Source organism: Pantoea sp. FN0305 (assembly GCF_050113845.1).
GTDB classification, from domain to species: Bacteria; Pseudomonadota; Gammaproteobacteria; order Enterobacterales; family Enterobacteriaceae; genus Mixta; species Mixta alhagi.
This window is the reverse complement of the sequence record NZ_JBNJSN010000002.1, coordinates 486,812-500,137: the sequence shown is the minus strand read 5'-3', so window position 1 is coordinate 500,137 and position 13,326 is coordinate 486,812. Positions and strand designations below refer to the sequence as shown.

Annotated in this window: 15 protein-coding genes and 2 tRNA genes; 10 read left to right on the top strand and 7 right to left on the bottom strand. The window is 54.2% G+C overall.

All coding sequences use genetic code 11. The features are described from left to right. Position 1: 1 nt before the first annotated feature. Positions 2-910, bottom strand: coding sequence for a DMT family transporter (locus ACQE3Y_RS06415; protein WP_426974375.1), 909 nt, complete (start codon positions 908-910; stop codon positions 2-4). Between the two features lie 144 nt (positions 911-1,054). On the opposite strand from ACQE3Y_RS06415, the gene ACQE3Y_RS06410 reads away from it, so the two are divergent. The 4 genes from ACQE3Y_RS06410 to ACQE3Y_RS06395 all read left to right on the top strand — a co-directional run bounded on the left by ACQE3Y_RS06410 (position 1,055) and on the right by ACQE3Y_RS06395 (position 3,498). Beyond that, entirely contained in the window at positions 1,055-1,144 is a 90-nt protein-coding gene (locus ACQE3Y_RS06410; protein ID WP_237172438.1) for a hypothetical protein, read from the top strand. Positions 1,145-1,198: 54 nt separating this feature from the next. Beyond that, positions 1,199-1,798, top strand: a complete 600-nt coding sequence (wrbA, locus tag ACQE3Y_RS06405; protein ID WP_250652304.1) for an NAD(P)H:quinone oxidoreductase — start codon at positions 1,199-1,201, stop codon at positions 1,796-1,798. Positions 1,799-1,822: 24 nt separating this feature from the next. After that, positions 1,823-2,053: a YccJ family protein gene (locus tag ACQE3Y_RS06400; RefSeq protein WP_085072177.1), complete on the top strand. Its 231-nt coding sequence runs from the start codon at positions 1,823-1,825 to the stop codon at positions 2,051-2,053. 68 nt (positions 2,054-2,121) lie between these two features. After that, positions 2,122-3,498, top strand: coding sequence for an NAD-dependent succinate-semialdehyde dehydrogenase (locus tag ACQE3Y_RS06395; protein WP_426981112.1), 1,377 nt, complete (start codon positions 2,122-2,124; stop codon positions 3,496-3,498). A 57-nt stretch (positions 3,499-3,555) separates the two neighbouring features. Here the strand turns inward: ACQE3Y_RS06395 and agp are convergent, their stop codons facing one another. The 3 genes from agp to ACQE3Y_RS06380 all read right to left on the bottom strand — a co-directional run bounded on the left by agp (position 3,556) and on the right by ACQE3Y_RS06380 (position 6,031). Continuing rightward, positions 3,556-5,292, bottom strand: a complete 1,737-nt coding sequence (agp, locus tag ACQE3Y_RS06390; RefSeq protein ID WP_426981110.1) for a bifunctional glucose-1-phosphatase/inositol phosphatase — start codon at positions 5,290-5,292, stop codon at positions 3,556-3,558. 363 nt (positions 5,293-5,655) lie between these two features. Beyond that, a tRNA-Ser gene (locus ACQE3Y_RS06385) sits at positions 5,656-5,743 on the bottom strand. A 200-nt stretch (positions 5,744-5,943) separates the two neighbouring features. Further along, positions 5,944-6,031 (bottom strand) — tRNA-Ser (locus ACQE3Y_RS06380). 219 nt (positions 6,032-6,250) lie between these two features. Between ACQE3Y_RS06380 and yccA the strand changes: the two genes are divergently transcribed. Beyond that, entirely contained in the window at positions 6,251-6,910 is a 660-nt protein-coding gene (yccA, locus tag ACQE3Y_RS06375; protein WP_426974271.1) for an FtsH protease modulator YccA, read from the top strand. Positions 6,911-7,029: 119 nt separating this feature from the next. After that, positions 7,030-7,356, top strand: coding sequence for a TusE/DsrC/DsvC family sulfur relay protein (locus tag ACQE3Y_RS06370; protein WP_426974270.1), 327 nt, complete (start codon positions 7,030-7,032; stop codon positions 7,354-7,356). A gap of 33 nt (positions 7,357-7,389) precedes the next feature. Here the strand turns inward: ACQE3Y_RS06370 and yccX are convergent, their stop codons facing one another. After that, complete coding sequence (gene yccX, locus ACQE3Y_RS06365) at positions 7,390-7,668, bottom strand: acylphosphatase (RefSeq protein ID WP_426974269.1); 279 nt, start codon at positions 7,666-7,668, stop codon at positions 7,390-7,392. A gap of 89 nt (positions 7,669-7,757) precedes the next feature. Between yccX and rlmI the strand changes: the two genes are divergently transcribed. Continuing rightward, positions 7,758-8,948: a 23S rRNA (cytosine(1962)-C(5))-methyltransferase RlmI gene (gene rlmI, locus ACQE3Y_RS06360; RefSeq protein WP_426981109.1), complete on the top strand. Its 1,191-nt coding sequence runs from the start codon at positions 7,758-7,760 to the stop codon at positions 8,946-8,948. A 63-nt stretch (positions 8,949-9,011) separates the two neighbouring features. Then, positions 9,012-9,329 carry a heat shock protein HspQ gene (gene hspQ / locus ACQE3Y_RS06355; RefSeq protein ID WP_085072184.1) on the top strand — a complete coding sequence of 106 codons (318 nt, stop codon included), beginning with the start codon at positions 9,012-9,014 and terminating at the stop codon, positions 9,327-9,329. Between the two features lie 46 nt (positions 9,330-9,375). Here hspQ and ACQE3Y_RS06350 read toward each other — a convergent pair whose 3' ends face one another. After that, complete coding sequence (locus ACQE3Y_RS06350; protein WP_426974267.1) at positions 9,376-9,801, bottom strand: CoA-binding protein; 426 nt, start codon at positions 9,799-9,801, stop codon at positions 9,376-9,378. 189 nt (positions 9,802-9,990) lie between these two features. Between ACQE3Y_RS06350 and ACQE3Y_RS06345 the strand changes: the two genes are divergently transcribed. Further along, positions 9,991-10,641: a DUF2057 family protein gene (locus tag ACQE3Y_RS06345; RefSeq protein WP_426974266.1), complete on the top strand. Its 651-nt coding sequence runs from the start codon at positions 9,991-9,993 to the stop codon at positions 10,639-10,641. Between the two features lie 73 nt (positions 10,642-10,714). Continuing rightward, the gene (locus ACQE3Y_RS06340; RefSeq protein ID WP_085072187.1) at positions 10,715-11,173 is read left to right on the top strand and encodes a methylglyoxal synthase; all 459 of its coding nucleotides are present in this window, start codon (positions 10,715-10,717) and stop codon (positions 11,171-11,173) included. 20 nt (positions 11,174-11,193) lie between these two features. Here ACQE3Y_RS06340 and helD read toward each other — a convergent pair whose 3' ends face one another. Continuing rightward, positions 11,194-13,248: a DNA helicase IV gene (helD, locus tag ACQE3Y_RS06335; protein WP_426981107.1), complete on the bottom strand. Its 2,055-nt coding sequence runs from the start codon at positions 13,246-13,248 to the stop codon at positions 11,194-11,196. Positions 13,249-13,326 lie beyond the last annotated feature (78 nt).

Below are 13,326 nucleotides of genomic sequence, written 5' to 3'. Positions count from 1 at the left end.
TCTACTCTTCCACGGCGGGTTGGCTTTTTGCCCGCCTTTTCAGTTTACATTCACTCACCAGCACTCCCAGCACAATTAATGCGCCGCCCAGCAGCGCCGTGCCGGGCAGCCGTTCGCCAGCAATACGCCCCACTACGCCCGCCCATACCGGCTCGCCGGCATAGATAACCGTGGCTCGCGTGGGTGAAACGCTGCGCTGTGCCCAGTTCATCGTTACCTGAATCAGCGCGCTGGCGAGTCCCAGCCCCAGCGCACTGCCCCAAAGCCAGGTTGACATAGCAGGCACGCTTTCACCGTTGGGCTGCATCATCAAAAAAGAAAACAGAGACGCCACGCCCAGTTGCACAATGGTGACGCGGCGAATATCGACTTTGCCTGCGCTGGCACCGATCAGAATAATTTCCGCCGCAATCGCCAGCGTACTAAGCAACGTCGCGATTTCGCCTCGATTCAGCGTCAAGCCACCGCTCTCTGGTCCCGCCACCAGTAGCAGTCCGATAAAAGCCAGCGCTACACCACACCACGCCATCAGGCCAGGCATTTTGCCCAGAAAGACCCACTGTAGTAGCGGCACCAGCGGCACATATAACGCGGTAATAAAGGCAGACTGACTGCCAGAGATGGTTTGCATGCCCCAGGTTTGTAAGCCATAGCCGCAACCAATCGCGATGCCGATCCAGAACCCCGCCAGCAGTTCATGCCGCGTAAAGCCGCCCAGCGTGCGCCATGAAAAGAGCAGCAGGAGCAGCGTTGCGGTGGCGAAACGCACGCCGACGAAAAAGAAAGGGCCGCTCATGGTCATCGCATGATGCACCACCATAAAGGTGCCGCCCCAGATCATGGTAATAAAAATCAGGATGCCTTCCTGCAGCGTAAGCGTCCATTTGTAGCGAGATAACCGGCCCAAGATATTTATCCATTCCTTACAACGAAGGCTGCCAGTGTGCTTGTCTCACCACATCGGGTCAATGGTGCTAACGGCTTCCAGGCAAGCTTGTGGAGTTCTTCTATACTCTGTTACTGAAGTTATCTTTCATTGCTACAGGAGAACGTTATGTCACAGAAACAATCCCAGCAGAGTAAAGACGATCCAAAACAGGCGCCGGAATCAGGTGATAAAAAGCCTGCTAACCCGAAAAAATAAACGCGCCCGGCTGACCGCCGTAGAGATCGAAACTATTCCACAGGGAGCTGAACAATGGCAAAAATTCTGGTGCTGTATTATTCCATGTATGGTCACGTTGAAACCATGGCGCAGGCCGTTGCCGAAGGCGCAAGCCGCGTTAGCGGCGCTGAGGTAACCGTCAAACGCATACCTGAAACCATGGATGCTGAACGCTTTGCTCAGGTTGGCGGTAAAACGCAGCAGGATGCGCCGGAAGCGACCCCAGAAGAACTGCCGCAGTACGATGCTATTTTGTTCGGCACCCCTACCCGTTTTGGCAATATGTCTGGTCAGATGCGTACTTTTCTCGATCGCACTGGCGGGCTGTGGGCCTCTGGTGCGCTTTACGGCAAGCTGGCCAGCGTATTTACCTCAACCGGCACCGGCGGCGGTCAGGAGCAGACCATTACCTCCACCTGGACCACGCTGGCGCACCACGGCATGGTGCTTGTGCCTATCGGCTACGGCACTAAAGAGATGTTTGATATCAGTCAGGTTCGCGGCGGCACGCCTTATGGCGCGTCTACCTATGCCGGCGGTGATGGCTCTCGGCAACCAACGGCAGAAGAGCTAACTATTGCTCGCTTTCAGGGCGAGCATGTCGCCCGGCTGGCGGTAAAAATCAACGGATAGTCTCAATCAACACAGGAGAACATTATGGCAACGCAACAATCCAAAGCACATCATGTTGGCGAATGGGCAAGCCTGCGCCATACCTCACCTGAGATTGCTGAGGCAATTTTTGAAGTCGCAAATTACGATGAAAAACTGGCGGAAGAGATTTGGCGCCAGCAGGGTAATGACGACGTGCTGTTTCGCGCCTTCGATAAAACCGATGCAGATGTCCTGACCTGGGACGATGTGGTAGTGGAACGTAAAAACGTTTAGTCCGCCATGATATCTGCGGGCGGGAATTTCCCGCCCTTTTTATTTTTATTCCGCGAAAGGAGTCCTCTATGTCTACCTACCAGTCTGTTAACCCTGCGACCAATGAAGTCATTAAAACCTGGCCTGCGCATAGCGATGAGTATGTTGAAGACGCGCTGGCAACTGCCGCGCAGCTTTATCAGTCAGCCTGGTCGAAGGGCGATATCCAGCCGCGTATCCAGGTATTACATAAACTGGCAGACCTGATCGACAGTCGTGCAGAAGAGTTGGCTAAAATCGCCAGTCTTGAAATGGGTAAATTGCTGAAACAGAGCCGTGGCGAAGTGCAGATTTGCGCGCAAATCGCCCGCTATTATGCAGAGCATGCCGAAAAATTTTTACAGCCGGTGCCCTATCCCACTGATTTGGGTGAAGCATGGGTTGAACATCATCCGCTTGGCGTTCTGGTCGCTGTCGAGCCATGGAACTTCCCTTACTATCAGCTCATGCGCGTGCTGGCACCCAATCTGGCGGCTGGTAATCCGGTACTGGCAAAACATGCGGCGATTGTCCCGCACTGCGCCAGCATCTTTGAGCAGCTGGTGCTGGAAGCAGGTGCGCCAAAAGGCGCCTGGACTAACCTTTTTATCTCCAGCGAGAAAGTGGCTGAACTGATCGCCGACGATCGCGTTCAGGGCGCCGCGTTGACTGGTTCTGAGCGCGCAGGCAGCGCCGTCGCACAGCAGGCCGGCAAATATCTAAAGAAAACCACTCTTGAACTGGGCGGCAATGATGTGTTTGTGGTGCTGGACGACTGCGATTTAGAAGAAGCGGTTAAACAAGGCGTCCAGGCGCGTTTGAGCAATGCCGGTCAGGTCTGTACCGCGGCGAAACGCTTTATCGTTCAGCGCAGCGTTGCCGATCGTTTCCTGGAAAAATTCACTGAGGCCTTCAAAGCAGTGAAAATCGGCGATCCGCTGGATGAAAACAGCACGCTTGGTCCGCTTTCCTCTACCAGCGCGCGCGATACGCTGATTAAACAGGTTGAGGAGGCGGTCGCTAAAGGCGCGACGCTGCATTACGGCGGCGAGGCGCTATCCGGCCCCGGCTGTTTCTATCAACCCACTATTCTGACCAATATCACACGTGACAATCCCGCCTATTTCACCGAATTTTTCGGTCCGGTGGCGCAGGTTTATGTGGTTGAGAACGACGACGAGGCGGTACAGCTGGCCAATGATTCCCATTACGGCCTCGGCGGCGCCGTGTTTACCGGCGATATCGCGCGCGGTAAGCGTATGGCTGCGCGCATCGAAACCGGCATGGTGTTTATCAATTCCGCCAGCGATACCGCTGCAGAGCTGCCTTTCGGCGGCGTTAAACGTTCCGGCTATGGACGTGAGCTGTCCGATTTGGGCATTAAAGAGTTCGTGAATCAGAAACTGGTAGTGGTTTCCGGTCAGTAAGCGGACGGATCCATAAAAAAGGGAGCCTGAGGCTCCCTTTTTATTCTATGTCTGGGATCAGCTGGCAGATCCTGCCTGTGTTGTCGGTGCCTGCTGCGCTTTCTCATCAGCGGCTTTTGGCTGTGGTTCAGCTTTTGGCTGTGCAGCAGATTCGGCTTTCTCGCTTGCCGCTTTATCTTTTGCAGCCTGCTCAGCATCCGCTTTGGCTTTAGCCGCAGCGGCCTTCGCTTTCTCTGCATCCGCCTGCGCTTTCTCTGCCGCAGCTTTCGCGGCATCGTCCTCCCCAGCGGCCTGTTTTTCCGTAGCTTTTGCCTGCTGGTCAGCTTTAGCGGCGTCCGCTTTATTCACCGGTGCATCCACTGCGGCTTTGTTGGCTGCGGATTTATCCGCGGCAGCTTTGTCCGCAACTGACTTATCGGCAGCAGGTTTGGCTGCAGCAGGTTTATCAGCCGCTGGCTTATCGGCGGCCGGTTTAGCTGCCGCTGCATTATCCTGTGCTGTTTTGGCCTCTGGTACCGGTTTTACAGCAGCAGGCTGCAGCGCGGTGCCCTGCAATGCTGCATTCAATGCATTGCTGAACTGCTCCCATGAACAGAAACCGTTCGCATCCGTCTGGCAGCCGTTAAGCTGCAGCGTTACGCGTTTTGGCGGGTTTTTCAGGCTAAGCGCTTCGGCATCACGTAACTGCTCGGCGGTCTGGTAAACATATTCAATTTTCACCAGATCTTTATCTGCTTTCGCATCGTGCCAGCGCTCAAAAACAACCTGGCCGCCAATCGGCGTTTTCTCATACTGGCCCGGCAGCGTATAGGCTTTGGTATCCAGCGCTGCCAGCAGCGAAGCGATATTTGAGTCATGACCCACCATCAGCGTTACTTTTGGCGCAGAGGCTTTATCCTGATCCACCAGCTGGCTGCGAATGTAATCAATCATCGGCGCTGCTACTTCCCGGGCAATTTCCGGCGAGGTAAACAGCGCATCCTGATAGCCGTTTTTAATCGCCGCCAGCTCCTGCCACTGTTCTGGGGTTTTAATCTGTCCCCAGGCGACCTGCTCCAGCGGGAAGCCCTGATAATATTGCAGGGTAAAGGCGTCTACCAGCGAATTACCCACTTTCAGCGGACCGGCAACGTTAGGTTCTTTGCCATTTTCCGCGCTGAATTTGTTTTGGTTATCGCTGCTCAGCGTGCACTGCTTTTTGCCGTTGCAGGCCGGTGAGTTTTTATAATCGACAATTTTTTCCAGACGCTGGAAGGCGGGCTTAAGGCTCAGCTTTTCACCTTGCGCATTCAGGGCCGCCAGCGCTTTCTTGTTGAACTCTTCGCTGTCGTTACTGATGACCGGGCTGAATACGGGATCCATAGTACCCATTTCATCCTGATGCGTTACGGTAACGTCGCAGCCGGGAAACGCGCCGGTAACAAAATATTGTGCTGTCGCGACGGTACGTTGCAAGCTGTTGGCATAGGCAAATACCTCGCTGGAAGCCGGACAGGCATCGTTTTTCATCAGTCCCTGCTGCGCCAGCCACTCGCGCGTATAACGCCCCATATAGACCTCCAGCACGCCGCCTTTGGTGGTCAGCTCGCCGCCCGCCACATCCCACTGCGGCCAGGCTTTTTTGGTCGCCTGCGCCAGCAGACTGCCGTTATCAGCCAGCGGAGCCCGCAGGTTATGACGGCTAAGCATTAATACCTGCTGGAGTTGCAGATCGCCGTCAGCAGCGTGGGCAGAAAATCCTAAGGGTAACGCCGCAATAACCGCCAATGCGCAAAGACTGAGTTTTTTGATCATTGTTACTTTTCCATTCGATCTGATGATGACTGGCTGACCGCTGACCGCAGGGGCGTCAGCGCCAATAATGGGTATAGCATTACGCCCGACGCCATAATGCACAGCAGTCGGAAGCAGGCTTTATATCGTATCAGGACTATAGCAGACGTGCGACACTGCGCTTTAATCTGTTTAGCTAATTGAAAAGTAACGAAATGTTTTGGAAAGGCATCCGTTTGCGCCCGCTGGCGTCGACAGGATAAAAGAAAAAAGGCGAATCCTGACAAATTAGCCGGGCGTGAACAAGATTTAGCTGGCTTTGCTCTTGCAGACAGGGATTGCAGGCATAAAAAAAGCCAGCACGCTGTGCTGGCTCTTAAAATTTGGCGGAGGAGGAGAGATTCGAACTCTCGGATGGTTTCCCATCGGCGGTTTTCAAGACCGCTGCCTTAAGCCACTCGGCCACCCCTCCGCAAGACAATCCACAACTGCGTTGCGACGTGTCATATTGTGCGACGAAGTCTAACGGCTTGATTCTGCTTGTGCAAGCCTCTTTTATGCAAAAAAGATCTGACTGATTATTTTCGCAGCGTCGCGCTGAAAACATAAGCAAAACCGCTTACGGCAAAAACGAAAACGGGCCAGCATTGCTGCTGACCCGTTGTAATTCAGTGGCGGAGGAGGAGAGATTCGAACTCTCGGATGGTTTCCCATCGGCGGTTTTCAAGACCGCTGCCTTAAGCCGCTCGGCCACCCCTCCGCAATGAGGCGAACTATAAACACCCCTCAGCGCAATGTAAATAGTCAGGCTTGCTGTTCGCCTGAAAAACAGCCAAACCCTTTTTATTTGCTGGCTTAATCACCATTTGGTTCACAAAAACAGCGGCTTCACGCGTAAAGAAGGGTAAAGCGCCTTTTCCCTTTCCGCCGCGCTTCGTATGCTCTGCGCTAAGATTGTTACCCCTGTATGAGGTGCATTATGGATCGTATTGTTTCCCGCTCTGGTACCGGCACATCGTTGCTGAGTACTCATAAAGTTTTGCGTAATACCTATTTCCTGCTGGGGCTGACGCTGGCCTTTTCTGCCGCGACCGCAACCGCCAGTACCTTACTGAACCTGCCTGCGCCTGGCCTGATTCTGATGCTGGTGGGTTTTTATGGCTTGATGTTTTTAACCTACCGCCTGGCCAATAGTCCGGCCGGTATTGTGGCCGCTTTCGCCTTTACCGGCTTTCTCGGCTATAGCCTGGGCCCGATCCTGAACTCCTTCCTGTCGGCAGGCATGGGCGATGCCATTGCGCTGGCGCTGGGCGGTACCGCTCTGGTGTTTTTCTGTTGCTCCGCCTATGTGCTGACAACGCGCAAGGATATGTCTTTCCTTGGCGGCATGATGATGGCGGGATTTGTAGTGCTGCTGGTTGCGGTGGTTGCTAACCTGTTCCTGCAGTTGCCGGCTCTGCAGCTGGCTATCAGCGCCCTGTTTATTCTGTTTTCTACTGGTGCGATCCTGTGGGAAACCAGCAATATTATTCACGGCGGTGAAACCAACTATATTCGCGCCACCATTGGCCTCTATGTCTCGCTGTACAATATTTTTATCAGCCTGCTGAGCATTCTTGGCTTCTCACGTAATAACTAAACGCCCTCCGCGTATCGTTTTGCATGCCTGATTAAGGCCTCGCCCACCGGCGGGGCCTTATTTTTTGCCGCCGTTAAGTTTGCTAAGATAGCCACCGGTTAAACAAGTGAGGCCATATTGTGCTGTTTGAAGGTAAAGAAATTGCGCGCGACGCTCAGGGCTATCTGCTGAATTCTGCGGACTGGAGCGAAGCGCTGGCGCTGCATATCGCAGCTGAAGAAGCGATTACTATGAGCGAAGCGCACTGGGAAGTGGTGCATTTTGTTCGTGAGTTTTATCTGACCTACAATACCTCTCCGGCAGTAAGAATGCTGGTAAAAGCGATGGCGCAGAAGTACGGCGAGGAAAAAGGCAACAGCCGCTATCTGTTTCGTCTGTTTCCCGATGGCCCGGCAAAGCAGGCGACCAAAATAGCCGGCCTGCCCAGGCCGGTTAAATGCCTGTGACGCTTAAGCGAAGCAGCCCCTGCCCCGCTCTGATTAGCCTGTGGTAAAGCGCTGCGGGCGCTCACCCGCATGATGCGGCTCTGTTAATACGCGATCGACGCGCGCGCTGCGTGGCCCACCAGCCTTTAACCAGGCCACCAGCTGTTCCAGAGCCTCGCTTGCGCCACAGGCAAGCACTTCCACGCTGCCGTCATCCAGATTGCGCGCATAGCCGGTTAATCCAAGCTGCTGCGCCTGCATCTGGGTGCTGTAGCGAAACCCTACGCCCTGCACCTGACCATGAACCCAGGCTTTAATACATTGTTGCGTCATTGCGCGCTCCCCTGATGTCCGCTGATTGCATTTTGCCGGTAACCACCGGACAATGTCGCTTCATTTTCCGTTGGTAAGCATAGCAAAATATGACCGTTCGATTGATTCTCGCTAAGGGACGTGAAAAGTCCCTGCTCCGTCGTCATCCCTGGGTTTTTTCCGGCGCCGTTGCGCGTATGGAAGGTAAAGCCCAGCGCGGTGAAACCATTGACGTTTGTGACAGCCAGGGTAAATGGCTGGCCCGCGCAGCCTTTTCACCCGATTCGCAAATCCGCGCACGTGTCTGGAGCTGGCAGCAGGACGAATCTGTCGATATCGCTTTTTTTGTCCGCCGCCTGCAGGCAGCCCAGCAGCTGCGTGACTGGCTGGCGGTACGGGATGGCCTGGACAGCTACCGTTTGATCGCCGGTGAGTCTGACGGCATGCCGGGCGTGACGATCGATCGTTTTGGCTCCTTTTTGGTGTTGCAACTGCTTTCTGCCGGTGCGGAGTATCAGCGTCCGGCAATTATTTCCGCGCTGCAGCAGTGCTATCCCGACTGTAACATCTACGACCGCTCCGATGTGGCCGTACGCAAGAAAGAAGGACTGGAGCTGACCCAGGGGCCAGTTTGTGGGGCATTACCGCCCGATCTGCTGTCGATTAGCGAACATGGCATGAAGCTGCTGGTAGATATTCGTACCGGCCACAAGACCGGCTACTATCTGGATCAGCGCGACAGTCGCTTTGCTACCCGGCGCTATGCGCAAGATAAACGCGTGCTTAACTGCTTCTCCTATACCGGCGGCTTCGCTGTTTCTGCTCTGCTTGGTGGCTGTAGTGAGGTTATCAGCGTGGATACGTCGCAGGCGGCGCTGGATGTGGCGCGTCAGAACGTAGAACTGAACGGGCTGGATGTCAGTAAGGCGCAATTCCTGCGCGATGATGTGTTTAAACTGTTGCGCCGCTATCGCGATAACGGCGAAAAATTTGATCTTATCGTGATGGATCCGCCTAAGTTTGTTGAAAACAAAAATCAGCTGGCAGGCGCATGTCGTGGCTATAAAGACATTAATATGCTGGCGATGCAGCTGCTGAATCCGGGCGGCATGCTGATGACCTTCTCCTGTTCAGGACTGATGGCAACTGATTTATTTCAGAAAATTATCGCTGACGCCGCCGTTGACGCTCATCGTGATGTACAATTTATAGAGCAGTTCCGTCAGGCGGCGGATCACCCGGTTATCGCCAGCTATCCTGAAGGTCTCTATCTGAAGGGATTTGCCTGCCGCGTGCTGTAACTTGAAAACGATGCTTTTATCCCCATATTTGTGGTTAAAGGCAATGTTTGTCAGGAGGTATTGATGATTGCCAGTAAATTTGGAATTGGTCAGCAGGTGCGTCATAAGATGCTGGGCTTTCTGGGCGTGGTGGTTGATGTCGATCCCGAGTATTCGTTAGACGACCCTGATATTGATGATGTGGGCGCAAATGAGATGTTACGTACGGCGCCCTGGTATCATGTCGTTACCGAAGACGATGACGGTGAGCCGATTCATACCTATCTGGCCGAAGCACAGCTTGCAGGCGAAGCGCAAACCGTTCATCCCGAACAGCCTTCGCTGGATGAACTGGCCGAGTCAGTTCGTCAACAGCTTTTATCCCCTCGCTTACGTCACTAATATTATGCCTGGCGCGCCAGGCATCTCATTTCTCTACGCTGCGCGATCAGTTCGCCTGATTTTTCAGTAACCCCAGCCGCGGGATCTCAATTTTTGGACAGCGGTCCATGATCACGTTTAGCCCTGCTTCTCCAGCCAGCACCGCAGCCTGTTCATTGATCACCCCCTGCTGCAGCCAGAGCGTCTTCGCACCGATAGCAATCGCCTCCTGCGCCACGCCCCACGCCGCCTCTGAATTACGGAACACATCCACCATGTCAACCGGCACAGGGATGTCTGCCAGCGTGGCATATACTTTTTGTCCCAGTAATGTCTGGCCTGCCAGCTTTGGGCTGACCGGAATAACCTGATAGCCCTGCTGTAACAGCCAGGCCATCACGCCATAGCTGGCACGGGTTGGTTTATCGCTGGCCCCCACTAACGCAATAGTACGGGTAGAACGCAGCACGTCGGCAATCATTTGATCGTTCATGAATGACTCCTGATACAATGGTTTGACCCATTTTAGGTTATTTACGGTTCGGTAATGAATTGCTGGCATTCATCTGCACATTTAGCGATTCAGGGCACAAAATAATATGTTAAAATGTTAACACACTGCCATAATGTAAGAATTTGATACATTCACTGCCGGGATTCCCGTGCGCCTACTGGAGAAATAATGAAGCTGCGTTTGATCTGTTCAGGTATGTTTGCGTTGTTGTTCGCAACGTCCTGTTACGCGACTACGCTCAGGCTCGATCCCAATATCGATCTACTGGTACTGGACGGACGCAAAATTTCAGGCTCGCTGCTCAAGGGAGCTGAAGGACTGGAGCTGGACAATGGGGAGCATCAGCTTCTGTTCCGCGTTGAAAAAGTACTCGACACTTCTCATGGCAACGTAAAGCGTAGCTATATTTCCGCCCCTTTGATCGTGACATTTGTCGCCAAAGCCAAATCCATTTCTATTCGGCTTCCCGCGCTGGAAAACCTGCGCGATCGTCGCCAGTTTGATAAAAACAGCGCGTTTATCCTGGTAGACGAAAAAGGTCAGACGGTTGAAAGCCGCCGCGATCGCCTTCCCCTGCTGCAGGGACATCAGACCGATCTGGAAAAAGCGCTGATAGCCTATAACCGCAACGGTCAGGTGGCATCCGTTCCCCGTTTTGCTCAGCAACCGCCATTAAGCATGCAACAGGACAAATTCCCGGTTGATGTGGTAGGCGCCAATATGCCCGCAGAGCGTATGCTGCAACTCTGGTTTCATCAGGTCGACAGCGCCACGCGCCAGCGCCTGGTAAGCTGGATGAAAGCGCTACGGCCAAGTTGATGTTTACCGCTCCGCAGCGGTAAACTCTGGGTTTGTTTCCCTATTTTTACCTTATTCTCAACAGGATGCATCAATGGAGCAAACCAGCCGTATTCTTGCCGAAGCGAAAACCATTGCCCTGGTGGCACACGATCATTGTAAAACCGCACTGCTGGAGTGGGTCAGCCAGCACAAAACGCTGCTGGATGCACACAGGCTCTATGCCACCGGCACCACGGGCAATTTGATCCAGCGGGCTACCGGCCTTGAGGTTAATGCCATGCTCAGTGGCCCAATGGGCGGCGATCAGCAGGTAGGCGCGCTAATCGCCGAAGGTAAAATCGATCTGTTGATCTTCTTCTGGGATCCGCTGAACGCCGTGCCGCACGATCCAGATGTAAAAGCGCTGCTGCGTCTTGCCACCGTCTGGAATATCCCAACGGCCACTAACCGTTCCACCGCTGACTTCCTGATCCAGTCACCGTTATTTAATCAGGCGGTTACCATTCAGATTCCCGATTATCAAAACTATCTGCAGGCGCGCCTTAAATAAGCGCACCGGGCTTGCCCTCTCTAGGGCTTACGCAGCAGCGGCACGCCCAGTCGTTTAAAATCTTCGACGAATACCGACGGCTGCTGACGATTATAAAGCAGCCAGACCTGCTGTTTCGCTCGCGTTATTGCCACATAAGCCAGGCGTCGCTCTTCCGCATCAGGAAAATCTTCAGGCTGAGGCAGCAGCCCCTCTTCGATTACCGACTCACGCGTCGGTGCCGGGAAACCGTCACTTCCCGCCTGCAATCCCAACAGGATCACATAATCCGCCTGCTGCCCTTTGCTGGCGTGAATCGTCATAAAATCCAGCCTGAGCTTAGGCCAGCGGGTTTTGGCTTTTGCCAGCAATGCGGGTTGCAGATGATGATAACGAGCCAGCAGCAACACCCGCTCTTCTGGCAGGGCGTAGCCGCTCATTTTATTCAGCAAATCTTCCAGCCGGTCGTCAGGCAGCAGCGAAATAGCTTTCCTGGTACCTTTTGTCAGGCTGTTAAGCGGTTTGGCAAGCTGATGAGGATTTTCCTGCACGAAGCGGTTGGCGATGTCACCGATACGATCGTTAAAACGCCAGGTGGTATCCAGCATGCAGCTATCCCCCTGGCCAAAGTAATGATGAAATGAGGTGGTCAGCGTCATTTCCGCTCCGTTAAAGCGGTAGATCGCCTGCCAGTCATCGCCTACGGCAAACAAGCTGGTTTGCCGATTCTGTTTGCGTAAAGCGGCCAGCAATAATGCCCGCTGCGGCGAAATATCCTGAAACTCATCCACCAGGATATGTTTCCAGGGACTGATAAACCGCCCTTTCTCTACCAGGTTAATCGCCTGATGGATCAGCCCGGAGAAATCGACCGCGCCCTCTTCTTTCAGCGCGCTTTTCCACGCTTTCAACATCGGCGCCATTAGCTTAACGCGTTTAGCGAAGAGATCGCGTATCGCGTCTGGCGCATCAGCAATCATTGCCGCCTGGGCCCCGCCATGCATACGCATCAGGCCAAGCCAGCTTTCCAGACGGCTTGCCAACCGCTGCGCCAGCGCATGGTCTTGCCAGAAATCGCCTTCCGGCACCGTCCACTCCAGCTCTTCCGTCAGCCACTGCCGCCAGCCGTTAGCGTGGGCTTTCTTTTCCGCGCACTGTTGTTGCCAGGTTTCAATCAGAAGCTGGCGTCTTGCCTCGCTATCGGTTTCAAGGCGGGAGATCAGCGGTGTTTTATTACTGCTTTCGCGGATGATATGCAGCGCCAGCGAGTGAAAGGTGCGCGCCTCCGGCTCTTCAATATGCAGTCGGCTCCTGATGCGCTCGTTCATCTCTTCCGCAGCCTGACGCCCGAACGCCAGCAGCAAAACCTGCTGCGGCTGAGCCTGCTGCTGGTGCAGTAGCCAGCCCGCCCGCGCCACCAGAACCGCTGTTTTACCGCTGCCGGCACCCGCCAGCACCAGCAGCGTCTCTTCACCATTCACCACCGCACGCGCCTGCGCAGGATTGAGCGGGGCTGATTCTACCGTAGCGAAAAAATCGGCATGCTCTTCCAGCATGCGTTGGGTCCAGAGATCGTTACGCCTCGCCCGTTCTGCTTCGCCACGACATAGCCACTCCCGGCACTGCCGGTAAAGCGTCCGACAGTTATCGAAATTCTCCAGCCGTGAGGAAGGCAGCGGTAAAGCGGAAAAGGTTTCTTCGATCTGCTGCTGCAGTTCAGCCAGCTCACGCTGCTTTAACCAGCGAGCCTGCGTTGCCTGCTGCGGTAGGGCTGCCACCAGCGTCTCCAGCACTCCGGCGCTGATTGCGCTCATCTCTTCGCTCCAGCTCTGCCATGCCTGCATAAGATAGTGATAAAAGCGCTGCGTTTCCTGCCACTCCGTACCGTGCAGCCGCACTACTTTTTCATCCGGCAGGGTAAACTCCAGCTCTCCCCAGATCAGGCCGCGTTTGCATTTAATTTCCAGCAGCTGGTTAAACGGGATCAGATACTCATGTTTTTCACCGCTGACTTCTACCCCGGCGCTTAATAGCCGTACCCGATTGTAGGGATGCTGCGCCAGATGTTTGCCGAGCGACGTTGCTTTTAGTTCCATGCGTTATAACCAAAGGTGGATGGATACGGTTTGCTGTTTAGTCTACCGAGCCGTAGTTTACCGCTCCAGGGTTAAAAC

Bases quoted from the DNA above. Each gene is read 5' to 3' on its own strand.
- ACQE3Y_RS06410 (WP_237172438.1), top strand. From the start codon at position 1,055: ATGTCACAGAAACAATCCCAGCAGAGTAAAGACGATCCAAAACAGGCG.
- wrbA (WP_250652304.1), top strand. From the start codon at position 1,199: ATGGCAAAAATTCTGGTGCTGTATTATTCCATGTATGGTCACGTTGAA.
- ACQE3Y_RS06400 (WP_085072177.1), top strand. From the start codon at position 1,823: ATGGCAACGCAACAATCCAAAGCACATCATGTTGGCGAATGGGCAAGC.
- ACQE3Y_RS06395 (WP_426981112.1), top strand. From the start codon at position 2,122: ATGTCTACCTACCAGTCTGTTAACCCTGCGACCAATGAAGTCATTAAA.
- agp (WP_426981110.1), bottom strand. From the start codon at position 5,292: ATGATCAAAAAACTCAGTCTTTGCGCATTGGCGGTTATTGCGGCGTTA.
- yccA (WP_426974271.1), top strand. From the start codon at position 6,251: ATGGATCGTATTGTTTCCCGCTCTGGTACCGGCACATCGTTGCTGAGT.
- yccX (WP_426974269.1), bottom strand. From the start codon at position 7,668: ATGACGCAACAATGTATTAAAGCCTGGGTTCATGGTCAGGTGCAGGGC.
- rlmI (WP_426981109.1), top strand. From the start codon at position 7,758: ATGACCGTTCGATTGATTCTCGCTAAGGGACGTGAAAAGTCCCTGCTC.
- hspQ (WP_085072184.1), top strand. From the start codon at position 9,012: ATGATTGCCAGTAAATTTGGAATTGGTCAGCAGGTGCGTCATAAGATG.
- ACQE3Y_RS06350 (WP_426974267.1), bottom strand. From the start codon at position 9,801: ATGAACGATCAAATGATTGCCGACGTGCTGCGTTCTACCCGTACTATT.
- ACQE3Y_RS06345 (WP_426974266.1), top strand. From the start codon at position 9,991: ATGAAGCTGCGTTTGATCTGTTCAGGTATGTTTGCGTTGTTGTTCGCA.
- ACQE3Y_RS06340 (WP_085072187.1), top strand. From the start codon at position 10,715: ATGGAGCAAACCAGCCGTATTCTTGCCGAAGCGAAAACCATTGCCCTG.
- helD (WP_426981107.1), bottom strand. From the start codon at position 13,248: ATGGAACTAAAAGCAACGTCGCTCGGCAAACATCTGGCGCAGCATCCC.